At 73.9% G+C, this 16,728-nt stretch carries 16 protein-coding genes and 1 tRNA gene; 10 read left to right on the forward strand and 7 right to left on the reverse strand.

What is annotated here, in order from left to right; genetic code table 11:
- Nucleotides 1-48: 48 nt before the first annotated feature.
- From purF to AC1UE5_RS12190, 5 genes are all read left to right on the forward strand, one after another.
- The gene (gene purF, locus AC1UE5_RS12170) at nucleotides 49-1,476 is read left to right on the forward strand and encodes an amidophosphoribosyltransferase (RefSeq protein ID WP_482923606.1); all 1,428 of its coding nucleotides are present in this window, start codon (nucleotides 49-51) and stop codon (nucleotides 1,474-1,476) included.
- A 93-nt stretch (nucleotides 1,477-1,569) separates the two neighbouring features.
- Nucleotides 1,570-3,363 carry a RecQ family ATP-dependent DNA helicase gene (locus tag AC1UE5_RS12175; RefSeq protein ID WP_482923608.1) on the forward strand — a complete coding sequence of 598 codons (1,794 nt, stop codon included), beginning with the start codon at nucleotides 1,570-1,572 and terminating at the stop codon, nucleotides 3,361-3,363.
- The gene (purN, locus tag AC1UE5_RS12180) at nucleotides 3,360-3,965 is read left to right on the forward strand and encodes a phosphoribosylglycinamide formyltransferase (protein WP_482923610.1); all 606 of its coding nucleotides are present in this window, start codon (nucleotides 3,360-3,362) and stop codon (nucleotides 3,963-3,965) included. Before AC1UE5_RS12175 ends, purN begins: the two co-directional genes overlap by 4 nt.
- Before the next feature lie 72 nt (nucleotides 3,966-4,037).
- Nucleotides 4,038-5,006, forward strand: coding sequence for an aminoglycoside phosphotransferase/kinase family protein (locus tag AC1UE5_RS12185; RefSeq protein ID WP_482923612.1), 969 nt, complete (start codon nucleotides 4,038-4,040; stop codon nucleotides 5,004-5,006).
- A 52-nt stretch (nucleotides 5,007-5,058) separates the two neighbouring features.
- Nucleotides 5,059-5,898 carry a class II glutamine amidotransferase gene (locus AC1UE5_RS12190; RefSeq protein ID WP_482923613.1) on the forward strand — a complete coding sequence of 280 codons (840 nt, stop codon included), beginning with the start codon at nucleotides 5,059-5,061 and terminating at the stop codon, nucleotides 5,896-5,898.
- Here AC1UE5_RS12190 and AC1UE5_RS12195 read toward each other — a convergent pair.
- The 4 genes from AC1UE5_RS12195 to AC1UE5_RS12210 form a co-directional block, all read right to left on the reverse strand.
- Nucleotides 5,870-6,772, reverse strand: coding sequence for a M48 family metalloprotease (locus AC1UE5_RS12195; protein ID WP_482923615.1), 903 nt, complete (start codon nucleotides 6,770-6,772; stop codon nucleotides 5,870-5,872). The two genes, AC1UE5_RS12190 and AC1UE5_RS12195, sit on opposite strands and share 29 nt — an antisense overlap.
- A gap of 28 nt (nucleotides 6,773-6,800) precedes the next feature.
- On the reverse strand, nucleotides 6,801-8,264 hold the full coding sequence (locus AC1UE5_RS12200; RefSeq protein ID WP_482923617.1) for an MFS transporter: 1,464 nt from the start codon (nucleotides 8,262-8,264) through the stop codon (nucleotides 6,801-6,803).
- Nucleotides 8,265-8,370: 106 nt separating this feature from the next.
- Nucleotides 8,371-9,003: a TetR/AcrR family transcriptional regulator gene (locus tag AC1UE5_RS12205; RefSeq protein ID WP_482923619.1), complete on the reverse strand. Its 633-nt coding sequence runs from the start codon at nucleotides 9,001-9,003 to the stop codon at nucleotides 8,371-8,373.
- Nucleotides 9,004-9,028: 25 nt separating this feature from the next.
- Entirely contained in the window at nucleotides 9,029-9,250 is a 222-nt protein-coding gene (locus AC1UE5_RS12210) for a hypothetical protein (RefSeq protein ID WP_482923621.1), read from the reverse strand.
- Nucleotides 9,251-9,349: 99 nt separating this feature from the next.
- Here AC1UE5_RS12210 and purH point away from each other — a divergent pair, with 99 nt between their 5' ends.
- The 3 genes from purH (at nucleotide 9,350) to AC1UE5_RS12225 (ending at nucleotide 12,947) form a co-directional block, all read left to right on the forward strand.
- A complete protein-coding gene (gene purH / locus AC1UE5_RS12215) occupies nucleotides 9,350-10,894 on the forward strand; it encodes a bifunctional phosphoribosylaminoimidazolecarboxamide formyltransferase/IMP cyclohydrolase (RefSeq protein WP_482924237.1) in 1,545 nt (514 codons plus the stop codon).
- 40 nt (nucleotides 10,895-10,934) lie between these two features.
- A complete protein-coding gene (locus tag AC1UE5_RS12220) occupies nucleotides 10,935-11,132 on the forward strand; it encodes a hypothetical protein (protein ID WP_482923623.1) in 198 nt (65 codons plus the stop codon).
- A gap of 75 nt (nucleotides 11,133-11,207) precedes the next feature.
- Complete coding sequence (locus tag AC1UE5_RS12225) at nucleotides 11,208-12,947, forward strand: DEAD/DEAH box helicase (RefSeq protein ID WP_482923625.1); 1,740 nt, start codon at nucleotides 11,208-11,210, stop codon at nucleotides 12,945-12,947.
- Between the two features lie 35 nt (nucleotides 12,948-12,982).
- Here the strand turns inward: AC1UE5_RS12225 and AC1UE5_RS12230 are convergent.
- Nucleotides 12,983-13,058: transfer RNA gene (locus tag AC1UE5_RS12230), tRNA-Lys, on the reverse strand.
- Between the two features lie 212 nt (nucleotides 13,059-13,270).
- Between AC1UE5_RS12230 and AC1UE5_RS12235 the strand changes: the two genes are divergently transcribed.
- Together AC1UE5_RS12235 and AC1UE5_RS12240 are read left to right on the forward strand one after the other, a co-directional pair.
- Nucleotides 13,271-13,597, forward strand: coding sequence for a hypothetical protein (locus AC1UE5_RS12235; protein WP_482923627.1), 327 nt, complete (start codon nucleotides 13,271-13,273; stop codon nucleotides 13,595-13,597).
- A gap of 28 nt (nucleotides 13,598-13,625) precedes the next feature.
- A complete protein-coding gene (locus tag AC1UE5_RS12240) occupies nucleotides 13,626-14,075 on the forward strand; it encodes a hypothetical protein (protein WP_482923629.1) in 450 nt (149 codons plus the stop codon).
- A gap of 9 nt (nucleotides 14,076-14,084) precedes the next feature.
- On the opposite strand, the gene AC1UE5_RS12245 is transcribed toward AC1UE5_RS12240, so the two are convergent.
- The gene (locus AC1UE5_RS12245) at nucleotides 14,085-15,596 is read right to left on the reverse strand and encodes an FGGY family carbohydrate kinase (protein WP_482923631.1); all 1,512 of its coding nucleotides are present in this window, start codon (nucleotides 15,594-15,596) and stop codon (nucleotides 14,085-14,087) included.
- A 37-nt stretch (nucleotides 15,597-15,633) separates the two neighbouring features.
- Nucleotides 15,634-16,692, reverse strand: coding sequence for an NAD(P)-dependent oxidoreductase (locus tag AC1UE5_RS12250; protein WP_482923633.1), 1,059 nt, complete (start codon nucleotides 16,690-16,692; stop codon nucleotides 15,634-15,636).
- Nucleotides 16,693-16,728 lie beyond the last annotated feature (36 nt).

The following is a 16,728-nucleotide window of genomic DNA, read 5'->3' on the forward strand; positions in this document are numbered from 1 at the left end:
TTTTCCGGCGCGGATGCCGCCGCCGCGGTCGCTATCCTCGGTCAACTCATGGACCCCCTGCGTGACGGTCCACGCGATGAGTGCGGCGTGTTCGGGATCTACGCTCCCGGTCACGACGTGGCCCGCCTGGCCTACTTCGCCCTGTACGCCCTGCAGCACCGTGGTCAGGAGTCCGCGGGCATCGCCTCGTGCGATCGCGGCGGCCACATCATGACGCTGCGCGACCGGGGCCTGGTCAACCAGGTCTTCGACGAGCAGAAGCTGCGCACGCTGGGCGGCGAGCTCGGCATCGGCCACACGCGGTACTCGACGACGGGCTCGGACGCGTGGGAGAACACGCAGCCGGTCTACCGCTCGGACAAGCACCAGATCGCGCTGGCGCACAACGGCAACCTCGTCAACGCGGTCGAGCTCCACGGCGAGCTGCGCGGGCAGGGCGTCCGGTTCAGCTCCACGTCGGACTCCGAGATCATCGCCGCGATGCTCGCCAACCACCCGGCCGAGCGGCTCGAGGACGCCGTCGCCGACGCGATGCAGCGCCTCTCGGGGGCCTACTCGACGGTCGTGATGACGAAGGACCGCGTGATCGCGTTCCGCGACCCCGCCGGCCTGCGCCCGCTCTCCATCGGCCAGATCGGTGACCGCTACGTGGTCGCGTCCGAGACCTGCGCGTTCGACATCATCGGCGCGACCCACCTGCGCGACGTGCGGCCCGGCGAGATCGTCTCGCTCACCGAGAAGGGCATCCAGTCGCGGATGGGCGTCGAGGGCGCGCGCGAGGCGTTCTGCGTCTTCGAGTACATCTACTTCGCCCGCCCCGACTCGCGCATGAACGGCACGCTGCTGCAGGCCGCGCGCGGCAAGATGGGCGAGATCCTCGCGCGCGACGCGCCGGTCCCCGGGGCCGACCTCGTGATCGCGGTGCCGGACTCCGGCACGCCCGCCGCGCGCGGGTTCGCGCGCGCGTCCGGGCTCCCGCAGGACGACGGCCTGGTGAAGAACCGCTACGTCGCGCGGACGTTCATCCAGCCGGGGCAGGAGCTGCGCAAGCACGGCCTGCGGATGAAGTTCAACCCGCTGCCGGAGATCGTCGGCGGCAAGTCGATCGTGGTCGTCGACGACTCGATCGTCCGCGGCAACACGACGCGCCAGATCGTGCAGATGCTGCGCGACGCGGGCGCGCGCGAGGTGCACATGCGCATCTCCGCGCCGCCGATCAAGCACCCGTGCCACTACGGCGTCGACATGTCCTCGCGCGAGGAGATGGTCGCGCACGGGCGGACGGTGCAGGAGATCGCCGACCATCTGGGCACCGACTCGCTGGCGTACCTGTCGCTGGAGGGCGTGTACGAGGCGATCGGGCAGTCGCGCGACACGCACTGCGACGCGTGCTTCACGGGCGAGTACCCGCTCGGCGAGGTGGACGAGAAGGACAAGTTCGCGTTCGAGCGCGAGCTGCCCCTCGTGCGCGCCTGAGCCCCGGTTTCCGTCCGACCGCGCGCGCACAGTCACAGGTTCGTGGAGGATCTGTCACAGCTCTCCTTCGGAGGCCCGATGGCGACCGCGCCGGTGGCTAGCGTCGTCGACCTCCCGATGGATCCCTCCGCCGCCCTCCACCAGCTCTACGGCTTCGCCGACTTCCGCCCCGGCCAGCGCGAGGCCGTCGAGGCCGCGTTGGACGGCCGCGACGTCCTGATCGTCATGCCGACCGGCGCGGGCAAGTCGCTCTGCTACCAGCTGCCGGCGCTGATGCGGGACGACCTGACGATCGTCGTGTCGCCGCTGGTGTCGCTGATGCAGGACCAGGTCGAAGGGCTCGAGCGCGTGGCGCCGGGCGCGGTCGGGCTGGTCAACGCGCAGCGGTCCGCGGCGGAGAACACGGCGACGGTCGCGCGCGCGGTGCGGGGCGAGCACAAGATCCTCTACATCGCGCCGGAGCGGTTCTCGTCGCCGGCGTTCCTGCAGCAGATCCAGGGCGCGCGGGTCGGCCTGTTCGTCGTCGACGAGGCGCACTGCGTCTCGCAGTGGGGCCACGACTTCCGCCCCGACTACTTCCGCCTGGCCGACGCCGCGCGCTGGCTGGGCGCGGCGGCGATCGTCGCGTCGACGGCGACCGCCACGCCGCAGGTGGCCGCGGACATCGCGACCCGGCTCGGGCTCGACGACCCGGTGCGCGTCTCGACCGGGTTCGACCGGCCGAACCTCTCGTTCGCGGTCGTCCCGTGCAAGACGCGCGCGGACAAGGAGCGGCGGCTGGTCGCGGCGCTGCAGGAGGAGGGCGCGCTGCCGGCGATCGTCTACGCGGGCACGCGGGCGCGGACGGCGGAGCTGGCCGAGCGGCTGAGCGGCGCGCTGTCCTGCGAGGTGCTGCCGTACCACGCGGGCCTCGCGCGCGACGTGCGCGCCGAGACGCAGCGGCGGTTCATGGACGGGTCGGTCGACGTCGTGGTCGCGACCAACGCGTTCGGCATGGGCGTCGACAAGGCCGACGTGCGGACGGTCGCGCACGAGTCGGTGCCGGGGTCGGTCGAGGCGTACTACCAGGAGGCCGGCCGCGCGGGCCGCGACGGGGCGCCGTCGCGGGCGCTGCTGTTCGCCGAGGGGCGCGACAAGGGCCTGCACGTCTTCTTCATCCAGCGCGGCGAGATCGCGGACGCCGAGGTCGCGCGGATCGCGCGGCGCATCGGCGCGGCCGCGGCGGAGACCGGGCGCTACGACCTGGAGTTGGCGGAGCTCGTCACGGGCGAGTGCTCCGACGACCAGGTGCGGGCGATCCTCGGCATCCTCGCGCGGGTCGGCACGGTGCAGCCGGCGCCGTCGTCGCCCGACCGCGTGCGCGGGCGGCTGCTGCAGACGTTCGACGCGCGCGCGAAGGCCAACGCGCGCACGCTCGCGGGCGAGGCGCAGCGGATCCGCTGGCAGCAGTACCGGTCGGTGTGGGGCTTCGTCGAGTCGACGTCGTGCCGCCGCGCGGCGCTGCTCGCGCACTTCGGCGACACGCGGGAGCCCGCGCCGGAGGTGCCGTGCTGCGACGTGTGCGACGGGTCGCTGCGGCCCGCCGCGCCGCCGACGCCGCAGCGCCGCCCGGGCGGGTCGCGCGGCGGCGGCGCGGGCACGCTCGACGAGGCGATCGTCGCGGTGGTCGGCTCCGCGGAGCCCTCGGTCGGCCGCACGCGCGCGGTCGAGATCCTGCGCGGCAGCCGCTCGAAGAAGGTCATGGAGCACTCGTACGACGGGCTCCCCGACTACGGCGCGTTCGCCCACCTGGCGCAGGGCGAGGTGCTCGAGCGGGTGGACGAGCTCATCACCGCCGGCCGCATCCGGTCGACGGGCGGCTACTACCCGGTGCTCGAGGTCGCGTGAGCGCCGCGTTGCGCGTCGGGGTCCTCGCCAGCGGGAGCGGGACGAACCTCCAGGCCCTGCTCGACACGGTGCACGGCCGCGAGGCGCAGGTGGTGGCCGTGGCGTCGGACAAGCCGGACGCGCGCGCCCTCACCCGCGCGGCCGACCTCGGCATCGCCACCGGCACGTTCCCGCGCGCGGAGTACGACACGCGCCTCGCGCGTGATCTCGCGATCGCGGAGTGGCTGCGCGCGGCGGAGGTGGAGCTGGTCGTCCTCGCGGGCTACATGCAGCTCGTCTCGCCTGAGTTCCTCGCGGCGTTCCCGCAGCGCGTCATCAACGTCCACCCTGCGCTGCTCCCCGCGTTCCCCGGCATCGGGTCGATCCAGCAGACGATCGACTACGGCGCGAAGGTCGCGGGCGTCACCGTCCACTTCGTCGACGAGGGCGTCGACACCGGCCCGATCATCCTCCAGGGCGCCATCGACGTCCCGCCCGGCGCGGACGCCTCCGCCCTCCACGCGGCCCTGCAGCCGCTCGAGCACACGCTCCTCCCCGAGGCCGTCCGCCTCTTCGCCGCCGGCCGCATCTCGCTGACTGGCCGCACGGTCACCATCACCTGACGCGCCGTCGCGCGGTTCGAACCGGCACGGACGAGCCGCATCCGGGGCCGCCTATCGTCGAGCCTGACGTCCGTGCACGAGCCACCGCCCGACCTCGACCCGTCGACGCTGCGTGCGGCTCTGCACGCCTGGAGCATCGACGTGCGGACGCTCGACCACCTGCCGGTCGGGTTCGGCGACCACCACTGGCGCGCGGTCGACGCGAAGGGCGCCCGGTGGTTCGTGACGGTCGCGGAGCTCGCGACGAAGGACCCGGGCGGCGACACGGCGGCGGGCCTCGACCGGCTGCGAACGGCCATGGACGCGGCGGCCACGCTGCACGAGCGCTGCGGTCTGACGTTCGTCGCGGCGCCGCGACGCGCGCCCGGCGGTGCGACGGTGCTGCCGCTCGGCGCGCGGTACGGCGTCAGCGTGTTCGCCGAACGCGACGGCGCGCCGGGCCGGTTCGACGACCCGTACACGCCGCGTGACCGCGACGCCGTCCTGGCGGTGCTCGCCCGGCTCCACGCAACGCCCGCCCCTGCCGGCGTGCCGCACCTGCCGCTCGTGCCCGCCACGCGCCCGCGGCTCGAGGACGCGCTCGCCGCGCTCGACCGGCCGTGGAACGCCGGCCCGCTCTCGCCCGACGCCCACGCCGCGCTCGCGCGCCACGCCGACGCCGTGCGCCGGCGGCTGGCCGACCTCGAGCGGCTCGCCGGCACGCTCCGCGACGCGGCCCCGGTGCTGACGCACGGCGAACCGCACCGCGGCAACGTCCTCGTCGCGGAGGCGGAGCCGGTGCTCGTCGACTGGGACACGGTGGCCGTCGCGCTGCCCGAGCGCGACCTCTGGGGCGTCGCCGGCGAGGGCGGGCCGTTCGACGCGTACGTCGCCGCGGGCGGCCGGCGCCCGGACCCGGCGGCGCTGGCGTTGTACGCGCTCCGCTGGGACCTCGACGAGGTGGCGGTCTACGTCGACCAGCTGCGCCGGCCGCACGCCCGCACGGCCGACGCCGAGGAGGCGTGCGCGGGCCTGGTCGCGTCGCTCCGCCGCACAGCGTGATCACCCCATCCGGGCGAGGCGGCGCGCGCGGGCGCCCGGGAGACTCGACCACATGTGTCGCTGGCTCGCGTACTACGGCAACCCGATCCGCCCCGAGGCGCTGCTGTACGAGGCGCAGAACTCGCTCGTGGCGCAGAGCCGGCGGGACCGGCTGGCCGGAGGGCATCCGAACGCGGACGGGTTCGGGCTGGGGTGGTACGGGTCGCAGCCCGAGCCCGGCCTGTACCGGAGCTTCACGCCGGCGTGGGGTGACCGCAACCTGCGCGAGCTCGCGCACCAGATCGAGTCGCCGCTGTTCATCGCGCACGTGCGCGCGGCGACGGGGACGCCGGTGGAGCAGTCCAACTGCCACCCGTTCCGCCACGGCCGCTGGCTGTTCGCGCACAACGGGTTCATCGACAAGCACCACGAGGTGCGGCGCGAGCTGATGCTGGCGGTGCGGCCCGACCTGTTCCCCACCATCGTCGGGACGACCGACACCGAGCTGCTCTTCCACCTCGCGATCACGTTCGGGCTCCAGGACGACCCGATCGGTGCGCTTGAGCGGATGGCCGGGTTCGTCGAGGACGTCGGCCACCGCGCGGGGAGCGAGGAGCCGCTCCAGATGACGGTCGCGGTCAGCGACGGCGAGCGCGTCTACGCGGCGCGGTACGCGAGCGGGCCCGTGGTCAACTCGCTCTTCGTCTCCGCCGACGCCACCGCGGTCCGCGCGATGTACCCCGACAACCCGCGCTTCCGCGACCTCTCCGCCGAGTGCCGCGTCGTCGTCTCCGAGCCGCTCGGCGACCTGCCGGGGGTGTGGGAGGAGGTGCCGATCGGCAGCGCGCTGATCGTCCAGCCGGGCGCCGACGAGGTGCTGCCGTTCACCCCGCGGCTGCCGGCAGCGGCGTGAGCGCCCCCAGCGCCGCGATGCGGTCCGCGGACGGCGGGTGGTCGTCGAGCAGCCGGGCGAGCCGGCCCTGCGGCGGCTCGTGCGCGGCGGAGAACGCGAGCATGTCCGCGAGCGGCGCGGCGTAGCCCCAGTCCGCCGCGTGCCGGTCGGCGCGCAGCTCGCTCAGCCGCGACAGCCAAGCGGCGAGCAGCTCCGCGACGTAGACGAGCCACAGCAGGTTGAGCTGCACGATCAGCACGAGGAGCTGGAGCGGCACCGCCAGCAGCGCGCCGAGCCGGCCGAGCCGCGCGCCGAGCCGCCCGATCGCGCGCCGCAGCGCGCCGGCCGCCCACCGCAGCGGCATCGTCGGCAGGCGCACCCACCAGATCAGGACGCCGACGACGGGGAAGAGGTCGCGGTGATGGCCGAGCTCGTGCGCGAGCACCGCCGCGAGCGTGTCGTCGGGGAGCCGCAGGGCCCCGCGCGTGACGAACAGGAGCCGCCCGCCGCCGGCTGCCGCGTTGATCCCCTCGCTGTCCTGGACCACGAGGTGCAGCCGCGCGGGGTCCATCCCCGCGTCGCGCGCCACGCCGGCGAGCAACGGCTCCAGTCGCGCGCGCTCCGCCGCCGTCGGCTCGCGCGCGCGGTTGAGGACCCGCCCGGCGAATGCGTCGACCGCGGGGATCGCCATCAGCACCAGCGTCACCACGGTGAACGCGAGCGCGAACAGCCCGAAGTCGCGCGGCTCGTCGAACACCAGCCCGAGCAGCCCGGCCGGCGCCGCGACGCGCCCCATCGCGAACGCGACGAGCAGCGCGAGCGGCACCACCATCAGCAGCGTGATCGCCGCCGGCGACCGCACGGCCCGCCCGGGTGCCCCGATCGCCTCGCCCACGGTGCGGGCGAGGCTACGGGCTCCGGGGCTAGTGCGCCAGGGCCGGCGCCGCGTCCGGGTCCAGCTCCTGCGCGCCCGCGCGCAGGACCACGCCGCAGACGACCGCGCCGACGAGGAAGATCCCGGCCGACCACCAGAACGCGGTGGTGTAGCCGTGGATCGTCGCCTCGCTCAGCAGCTGCGGCGTCGGCTGGACGCCCTCGACCTTGCTGCTGATCGCGTCCGCGACGAGCGTCGACAGCAGCGCGGTGCCGATCGAGCCGCCGACCTGCTGCGCGGTGTTCACCATCGCCGACGCGACGCCCGCGTCGTCGGACCGGACGCCGTACGTGGCGCTCGCCATCGCGGGCGCGAAGATCAGGCCGAGCCCGGCGCCGAACAGCATGATGCCGGGGAGGATGCCGCTCACGTACGCGACGTCGGCGTCGATGCCGGTCAGCAGCACCATGCCGACCGCGGCGAGCAGCATGCCGAGCGTGATCAGCGGCTTGGGGCCGGTGCGCCCGAGGACGCTGGTGGTCGTGTACGTCGCGACGCCCATGATCGCGAAGCACATCGGCAGGAACGCGAGGCCGGTCTTCACGGGCGTGTAGCCGAGGTTCTGCTGGAGGAAGAACGTGAGGAAGAGGAACACGCCGAACATGCCGGCGCCGCTGATCCCCATCGCGAGGTAGGAGCCGCCGCGGTCGCGGTCGAGCAGCACGCGCAGCGGCAGGAGCGGGTGGCTGACGCGGCGCTGGAGCGCGGTGAAGGCGACGAGCAGCACGACGCCGGCGACGAGGAAGCCGATCGTCGCGCCGTCGCCCCAGCTCGTGCGCTCGGCCTGCGAGAAGCCGTAGACGATCGCGAACAGGCCGACCGTCGCGGTGACCGTGCCCGGCACGTCGATGCGCGGACGCGCGCCGATCACGTCGTGGTGCATCAGCGCGAGCGCGCCGAAGATCGCGGGCGCCGCGAACGCGAGGTTGACGAACATCACCCAGCGCCACGACAGGTACTCGGTGAGCACGCCGCCGAGGAGCAGGCCGACGGCGGCGCCGGAGCCGGCGATCGCGCCGAAGACGCCGAACGCCTTACCGCGCTCGGCCGGGTCGGTGAACGTCGTGGTCAGGAGCGAGAGCGCGGCCGGGGCGAGCAGCGCGCCGAAGACGCCCTGCAGCGCGCGGGCGGCGACGAGCACCTCGAACGACTGCGCGGCGCCGCCGATCGCGGACGCCACGGCGAAGCCCGCCAGGCCGACGATGAAGACGCGCTTGCGGCCGACGAGATCGCCGAGCCGGCCGCCGAGGAGGAGCAGCGAGCCGAACGCCAGCGCGTAGGCCGTGACGATCCACTGGCGGTTCTCGTCAGAGAACCCGAGCGACTCCTGGGCGCTGGGCAGGGCGACGTTCACGATCGTCGCGTCGAGGACGACCATCAGCTGGGCGATGCCCAGGACGGCCAGCACGAGCCATCGGCGCTCGTGGTGCGGGTTGTGGTGCGTGTCGGTCATGGGCCTTCGGCGGAGAGGTGCGGAGATGGAAGTGGAGGGAGATCCTCAACTTCTTCATCGGCACGGTAGCACCCAACTGGAGGGGCGCCCTCCACTTCTGGCGCGTCTAGAAGCGCGTCATCGCGACGTCCGTCTCCGCGTCGCTGAGGGGCGGCTCGGTGAGCTCGGCCTGCGCGGCCGGCGTCAACATCCCGCGCAGGACGATCTCGCTGTAGCGGCGCCACGCCTCGGGGCGCGCCGGGCGCGTCGCGTCCGCGACCGCGCCGACCATCACGCCGGTCAGCGCGAAGTCGTTCTCGGTGATGTCGGCGCGCACGATCCCGGCCGCCTGCGCGCGCTTGACGATCACGCTCGCCAGTGGCCGGATCTGCGCCTTGATCTCGGCGAACCGGTCCGGCCCGGCCTCCAGCAGCAGCGCCCGCAGCGCCCGGTCGGTGGCCAGATGCTCGTGCAGGCCGTGCACCATCCCGCGCACGGCGGCGAGCTCGTCGGGCTCCGCCGCGGCGACCTCGAGCAGGCCGGCGACGGCGGTCATCCGCTCGGCGAACAGCTCGTCGATGAGCTGCTCCTTGTCGGGGAACCGGCGGTAGACCGTCCCGATGCCGACGCCCGCGTGGCGCGCGATCTCCTCGAGCCCCACCCCGATGCCCTTCTCCGCGAAGAGCTCGCGCGCCGCCGCGACGATCAACGCGCGGTTGCGCGCGGCGTCGGCGCGGAGCGGGCGGGACTCGGTCGGCACACCCGTCAGTCTAGGGAGTGGAGGGTCACCCTCCGCTTTCCGTGTCCTTCGCGTCCTCGCCCTGCGACGAGCCGGTCGCCTCGCCCTCCCAGTCGCCCGTGACGCCCTCGTCGGGCTCCATCGGCGGGTCGGCGGCCTTCGCCTTGGCCTCGTCGAGGTGCTCGCCGACCTCGTCGAGCCGCTCCTCCATCTCGTCGCCCTCGCGCTCCATCGCCCGCTCGGCGTCCGGCTGCTCGCGCTCGCTCATGGCGTCCCACTTCCCGTGGCGCGGCTCTCCGACACCCGAGCGCATATCCTCCGCGCCGTGGCGCATCCTGAGATCGCCCCGGCGCAGGCCCCTGGACCCGTGGAGGTGCGGCGCGCCCTGCTGTCCGTCTCCGACAAGACGGGCGTGGTGGACTTCGCGCGAGGGCTGGCAGAGCTCGGCGTCGAGCTCGTCTCCACGGGCGGGACGGCCCGGGAGCTGACCGAGGCCGGGCTGACCGTCCGGGCCATCGACGAATACACCGGCTTCCCCGAGATCATGGACGGCCGGGTCAAGACCCTCCATCCCAAGCTCTACGCGGGGCTGCTCGCCGTCCGCGACGCCCCGGCGCACGCCGAGGCGCTCAGCGAGCACGGCATCGAGCCGGTCGACCTGGTCTGCGTGAACCTCTACCCGTTCGAGCAGACCGCGGGCCGCCGCGGTGTGTCTGACGGCGAGGTGATCGAGAACATCGACATCGGCGGCCCGACGATGATCCGCGCGGCGGCGAAGAACCACGCGTACGCGACGGTCGTCACCTCGCCCGCGTCGTACGACGCGGTGCTGGAGGAGCTGCGGATGGGCGAGGGCGCGATCTCCTTCCAGACGCGCGAGTCGCTCGCGGCCGAGGCCTTCGCCTACACCGCCCGGTACGACACCTCCATCGCGCGCTGGTTCGCGGAGAAGGAGGAGGACTTCCCGGACCTCTACGTGCGCGCCTTCGAGAAGGTGCTCGACCTCCCGTACGGCGAGAACCCGCACCAGCGGGCGGCGTACTACACCGAGGTCAGCGCGCGCATGCACGTGCTGTCGATGGTCAAGCAGCACCACGGCAAGCAGCTCTCGTACAACAACCTGCTCGACCTCGACAGCGCCCGCCGCATCGCGCGCGAGTTCAGCGTGCCGGCGTGCGTGATCGTCAAGCACAACAACCCGTGCGGCGTGGCGGTCGGGCGGACCGGCCAGGAGGCCTACGAGCGCGCGTACGCGTGCGACCCGATCAGCGCGTTCGGCGGCATCATCGTCGTCAACCGCACGGTCGACCGCGCCTTCGCCGAGAAGCTCTCCCAGCAGTTCATGGAGGTCATCTTCGCGCCGGGCTTCGACGACGCGGCGCTCGAGGTGCTCCAGCAGAAGAAGAACCTGCGCATCCTCGAGGACAACGAGCGGCGCGTCCCGCTCGTGGGGGAGCGCGACGTCCGCCAGGTGCTCGGTGGCCTGCTCGTGCAGGACCGCGACGCCGACCTCGCCGAGCGCGAGGACATGGAGGTCGTCACCCAGCGCCAGCCGACCGAGGCCGAGTGGGGTGAGCTGCTCTTCGGCTGGAAGGTCTGCAAGCACGTCAAGTCGAACGCGATCGTGCTCGCGAAGGACCTCGCGACCGTCGGCATCGGCGCGGGCCAGATGTCGCGCGTCGACTCGGTGCGCCTGGCGGTGGAGAAGTCGCAGGCCGACTCGCTGGAGGGCGCCGCGCTGGCGTCCGACGCGTTCTTCCCGTTCGCCGACGGGCCGGAGCTGGCGATCGAGGCGGGCGTCACCGCGATCATCCAGCCGGGCGGCTCGGTCCGCGACGAGGAGGTCATCGCCGCCGCCGACAAGGCGGGCGTGGCGATGGTCTTCACCCGCAAGCGCCACTTCAAGCATTGAGCTTCGTCCGTCGTCCCGTGGGGCTGGGTAGCCCCACGGGGTGACGACGAGAAAGCTGACAGCGGCGGTCGCCGCGTTCGTCCTCGGCGCGTCCGGCGCGGGGCTGGCGGCGGGCTGCAACGACCGCGAGAACCCGGAGAGCGGGAACCAGGGGCAGAAGGAGCCGATCGGCGGCCAGTCGACGACGAACACGTCGCCCGGCCTCACCGGCGGGTCCTCCGACGCGGGCGGCTACTGAGCCGTAGCGGCGCCTTCCCGCACCTTGCGGGAAACCCGCGGGTCCGTCCGATCCGTATCGGACCATGGCCCGCTCGTGACGGTTCCCGGACCCACCCTTCGCGACTGGCAGGCCCGTGCCCTGGAGGCCATGGCCGACTGGTCGGAAGGCTCCTTCCTCATCTCCGCCGCACCCGGTGCGGGCAAGACGATCCCCTCGCTCACCTTCGCCGCGCAGGAGCTGCGCGCGGGGCGCATCAAGCGGGTGGCGGTCGTGTGCCCGACGTCGCCGCTGACGCGCCAGTGGGCGCGCGCTGCCGCCCGGGTCGGCCTCCATCTGCTCCCGGACGCGCCGACGCTGCGTCCGCCCGGCGACTTCCAGGGCGTCGCCCTCACGTACGCGCGCGTCGCCATCGGCGCCGCCGAGTACGCCAAGACCTGCTCGCCCGGCACGCTGATCATCGCCGACGAGGCGCACCACCTGGGCGAGGATCTCGCCTGGGGCGCCGGCTTCAAGCAGGCGTTCGGCTCCGCCGCGCGCTGGCTGCTGCTCTCCGGCACGCCGTTCCGGTCGGACCAGAGCGCCATCCCGGGCGTGAAGTACGACGGCGGGGAGTGCGTGCCGGACGTGTCGTACTCGTACGCGGACGCGATCCGCGACGGCGTCTGCCGGCGCGTGACGTTCGTGCCGTACGACGGGACGCTGCAGTGGCAGTCGGGCGACGACGTCATCGAGACCACGTTCGACGAGGTGCTCACCAAGAAGGAGGCCGGCCGGCGGTACCGGACGGCGATCTCCACCGAGCTGCCCGACGGCCTGCCGAAGATCCTCCGCGGGGCGCACGAGCGGCTCATGCACGAGCGGCTGAACGGGCACCCCGACGCGGGCGGCCTGGTCGTCACAGCGGATTCCTCGCACGCGCGCGCGGTGGCCAAGGCGCTGCGGGAGATCACCGGGACGGTCCCGACCGTCGTGCTCCACACCGAGGCGGGCGCGCACAAGAAGCTCGACGCGTTCCGGCGGTCGACCGAGCCGTGGATCGTCGCGGTGAACATGGTCTCCGAGGGCGTCGACATCCCGCGCCTGCGCGTGGGCGTGTACGCGACCGTGGCCAAGACGCCGATGATCTTCCGCCAGATCGTCGGTCGGTTCGTGCGCGTCATCCCCGGGCGCCCGCGCGAGGACGCGTGGGTCTTCCTGCCGGCCGACCGCGGCCTGCGCGCGCTGGCGACCGACCTGGAGAGCGAGCTGCGCCACTCGCTGCGGCCCGCCGATGACGGGACGACCGGCGAGGAAGAGGGCCTGCTCGACGACGATCTCCTCGAGCGCGCGCAGCGCGAGGAGAACGAGCCGTCCGACATGGGCTTCGTGCCGCTCAAGGCCGAGGTCGCGCCGCAGATGGACCTGTTCGGCGGGGTGGGCTTCGGCGAGCCGGAGCCCGAGAAGGACCCGGCGGCCGGCCTGTCGCCGGGCGCGATCGCCGCCGCGGAGGCGTTCGGCGTGACGCCGGGCGTGGGCCCGAAGGTGACGTCCGCGCCGACGTTCCCCTCGGCCGTCCCGGACCCGGCGCCCGTGGAGGACGAGCCGCCGCTGAGCGCCTTCGAGAAGCGCGCTCAGCTCCGCCAGGAGCGCCACCAGCTCGTCTCGAACCTCCGCCGCATGGACGGCCGCACCCACGCCGAGATCAACTCCGAGATCAACCGCCAGCTCGGCATCGGCTCGGTCGAGAAGGCCACGATCGACGAGCTCGAGCGCTCGATCGACCTCCTCCACGAGATGCTCACCAAGACCGCCCGCCGCCGGCGGTCACGGGGCGGTGCGGCGGCCGCGCGCTGAACGGCACGGGACCCGCGCCAGGCGGGTCCCGCTGATGCCCCCGGAGGGATTCGAACCCTCGAGTTAGTCGCATTAAAAGTGCGCTGCCTTAGACCGCTTGGCTACGGGGGCAAAGACACCTTAGTCCAGGATTCCGATACGTCCGAGCGTGATGCGAACATACGTTCGTGTCTGATGAGGTGAAGCCGTTCTTCGTCCGTGCTGGTCGTCCGTCGCTCGCAGACGGGAAGGCGCGGCTCATGGAGTGCTCGAGGCATGGCCTGATAGAGCATCGGTGGTTCCAGGACCGTGCTCGCGGCTCGCGCTGGAGATGCAAGCGGTGCGTGGGCGAGTCGGTCACGCGCAGACATCGCAAGCTGAAGCAGCTGCTGGTTGACGCCGCGGGCGGCTCGTGCGTCGTATGTGGCTACGACCGGTGTCTCGTGAACCTCCACTTCCATCACGTGGACCCCGCGACGAAGGAGTTCGGCGTGTCGGTGGCGTCGGGCAAGGGCCTCGCGAAGTCGATGGCCGAGGCGCGCAAGTGCGTTCTGGTCTGTGCGAACTGCCACGGCGAGATAGAGACGGGGCTCGTGCCCTGTCCGCCGCTCGGCACCGGGTGGCTCGAGGAGCCGGAGGGGCGCGTCGAGGATGTTCCGTCCGGACCCTAGGCGAACATATGTTCTTATGGAGCAGCTCGTGTTCGCATCTCTCGATCGGCGGCAGGTCGACGCGCCGCTCCGCGTGGCGGGGCGGGTCATGGAGTGCCGCAGGCACGGTGCCGCGGAGCACCGGCTCGGGCGGGTCGGCGGTGGGCCGGCGCGCTGGCAGTGCGTGGCGTGCGCCGGTGAGGACGGCGTCCGGCGCGTGCGCAAGACGCACCGCATCTTGGTGAGCGCGGCGGGTGGGCGATGCGCGTCGTGCGACAACCCGCGCGGCCCGCTGGATCTGCGGTTCCTCCGCCGCGACGAGGATGGCCCGGTCATCCTCGAGCCGTCCGCGATCGCCGGTGGCGACAGCCTCGTCAACGCGTTCGCGCAGGCGCGCGAGTGCGTGCTCGTGTGCTCGCCGTGCGCGGCGAAGATCCGCGCTGGCGTGCTCCCGGCTCCGCCGCCGCAGGCCGGATGGGGTCAGGCCGCCGCGGCGTAGTCGCGTGCGTCAGACGGTCGCGGCGGGGCGGGCGTCCGCCCACGCCGTGCGGGCGCGCGCGACGTCCGCGACGTAGCGCGCGAAGCCGTCCTCCATCGCCGCGGCGGTGCGCGGGTCGGGGTCGATCGTCTCGCTGGACGCGGTCCAGGCGGCGGTGTCGAGCGGGATGCCGCTTGCCGCGGCCGCGGCGAGCACCGCGCCGCGCGCGCCGACCTGCGGGCCGCGCGCGACCCGCAGCGGGCGCTGGAGCGTGTCGGCAAGCACCTGCAGCCACGCCCGCGAGCCAGCGCCGCCGCCGCAGACCGCGACCTCGCCGGTGAGGCCCGCGGCGTCGAAGCAGTGGCGCGCGGCGAAGGCGAGGCTCTCGCAGACCGCCCGCACGACGTCGGCGCGCGAGGTCGCGAGCTCGAGGCCGTCGAGACGGCCGCGCGCGGCGGGCTCGACGAACGGCGCCCGCTCGCCCGCCGGTGAGAGGTAGGGGAGCGCCCGCACACCCCGCGCGCCGACGGGGCTCTCGCCGAGGAGCGCGTCGACCTGATCGTGGGTCGCGCCGGCGAGCCCGAGGACCCAGTCGAGCGCCGCGGTCCCGGTCATCGCCGGCATCGCGCGGAGCCAGCGGCCCGGCGTCCCGGTGAGCAGCGTCTGGCCAGCGGCTTCGCCGGTCGTGTCGACCGCGTCCGCGACGACCTGGCACGCGAGCGTCGTGCCGACGATGAGGAGCCCGTCGCCGGGCGCCGTCACGCCAGCGCCGAGCGCGCTGGAGGGCAGGTCGTAGGGCGCTGCGACGACGGGCACGCCGGCGGCGCGCGGCCCGGAGGTGGTGGAGGCGGCGGCGAGGGCTGCGGCGGCCTCGTCCAGCAGCGGACCACCAGGCGCGGGGAGGACCGGCGGGAGCAGGAACGCGCGGTGGCCGAGGCCGCAACGCGCGAGGAGGCCGGGGTCGCGGACGCCGGTGCGGATGTCGGTGAAGAGGTTCGACGCGTCCGACGGGTCGGTCGCGCGGACGCCGGTGAGCCGCTGCAGGACGACGTCCTTGCAGCGCGCCGCGGTCGTGGCGGCGTCGAGCCGCTCCGGCTCGTCGGCGTCGAGCGCCGCGAGGAGGGGCGCGCCCGCGCCCGGGAACGGCGCGTTCCCCGTCCGCGCGAACAGCTCCGCGAACGTCCCGTCCGCCATCCACCGCTCAACGACCGAGGCCGCACGCCCGTCCATCCACGAGAGCGCCGGACCAGCCGCCCTGCCCTCGGCGTCGACGAGCCACAGCCCGTCGCCCTGGCCGGTCACCCCGATCACGGCCGGCGCCGCGGGCATCCGCGCGAGCAGGCGCGCGAGCACCGCGAACACGCCCGCGACGACCGCCTCGGCGTCCTGCTCGACCCGCGCACCGCCCGGCCGCAGCACCTCGCTGCGCACCGACTCGACCGCGAGCACCTCCCCCGCGCCGTCGAACCCGACGGCCTTCACCACGGAGGTGCCGACATCGAGCCCGACGAGGAGGGGGGAGGAGGTGCCGGCGGAGGTCATCGGTGGGGAGGCGGTGCGAGGTGGGTGGCGGCGAAGGTCACGGGCGGGCGGTGGCGCGGAGCGCGGCGGGGTTGATCGCGTGCGCGAGCGGTTCGCCGCGGCGGAAGCGGGCGACCTCCGCGGCGGCCATCGCGATCGCGCGGTCGGCGGTCTGGCGTGTGGCACCCGCGAGGTGCGGGACGAGGACGACGTTCGGGGCGTGGCGCAGGCGCGCGTCGGCGGCGGGCGGCTCCTCCCCGTACACGTCGAGGCCCGCGCCGCCGAGCCAGCCGGACTCCAGCGCGTCGGCCAGCGCGTCGTCGTCGACCAGCGCGCCGCGAGCCGTGTTCACCAGCACCGATCCGCGCGGCATCAGCGCGAGCTCGCGCGCGCCGATCATCCCGCGCGTCTCGTCGGTCAGCCGCGCGTGGAGCGAGACCACCGAGGACCGCGTGAGGAGCTCGTCGAGCGCGACGAGCGACGCGCCCGCCGGCAGGTCGTCCGCCGACGCGAACGGGTCGTGCACGAGCACCGACGCGCCGAACGCCGCGAACACCGCCGCGACCCGCCGCCCGATCGCGCCGAACCCGACGATCCCCACCGACGACCCGTCGAGCTCCGCCCCGCACACGTCGTACGCGTACAGGTCCGAGCGCCACTCGCCCGCGCGCATGGTCGCGTGCACGTCCGGCAGCCGCCGCAGCGCCGCCAGCGTCAAAGCCACCGCCAGCTCGGCCGCCGCCGGCGCGTTGCGCCCCGGCGTCGCGCACACCGTCACGCCCGCGGCCGTCGCGGCCTCGACGTTCACGTTCACCGGCCCGCCGCGCGTCACGACCACGAGCCGCAGCTCCGGCGCCGCCGCCAGCACGCGCGCCGTGAACGGCCCCATCTGCGTCACCGCCACCGACGCGCCGTCGAGCGCCGCGATCAGCTCGTCCTCGTCGCCCGACGCCTCGTCGACCTCGGCCACCGGCCCGAACGGCTCGATCGGCCACGGCCCGGTCAGCTCGACGACGTCGACCTCCTCCGCCAGCGCGTCGCGCAGCGCCGCGGTGATGGAGTGTGGTCGGACGAACCGGTCGCCGGCGGCGACCACGCGCAGGGGTGACGGGCTCATGTCCGTGTCATATCACGGACGTAACGCGAAATCACG

The organism is Parviterribacter multiflagellatus, assembly GCF_056863265.1.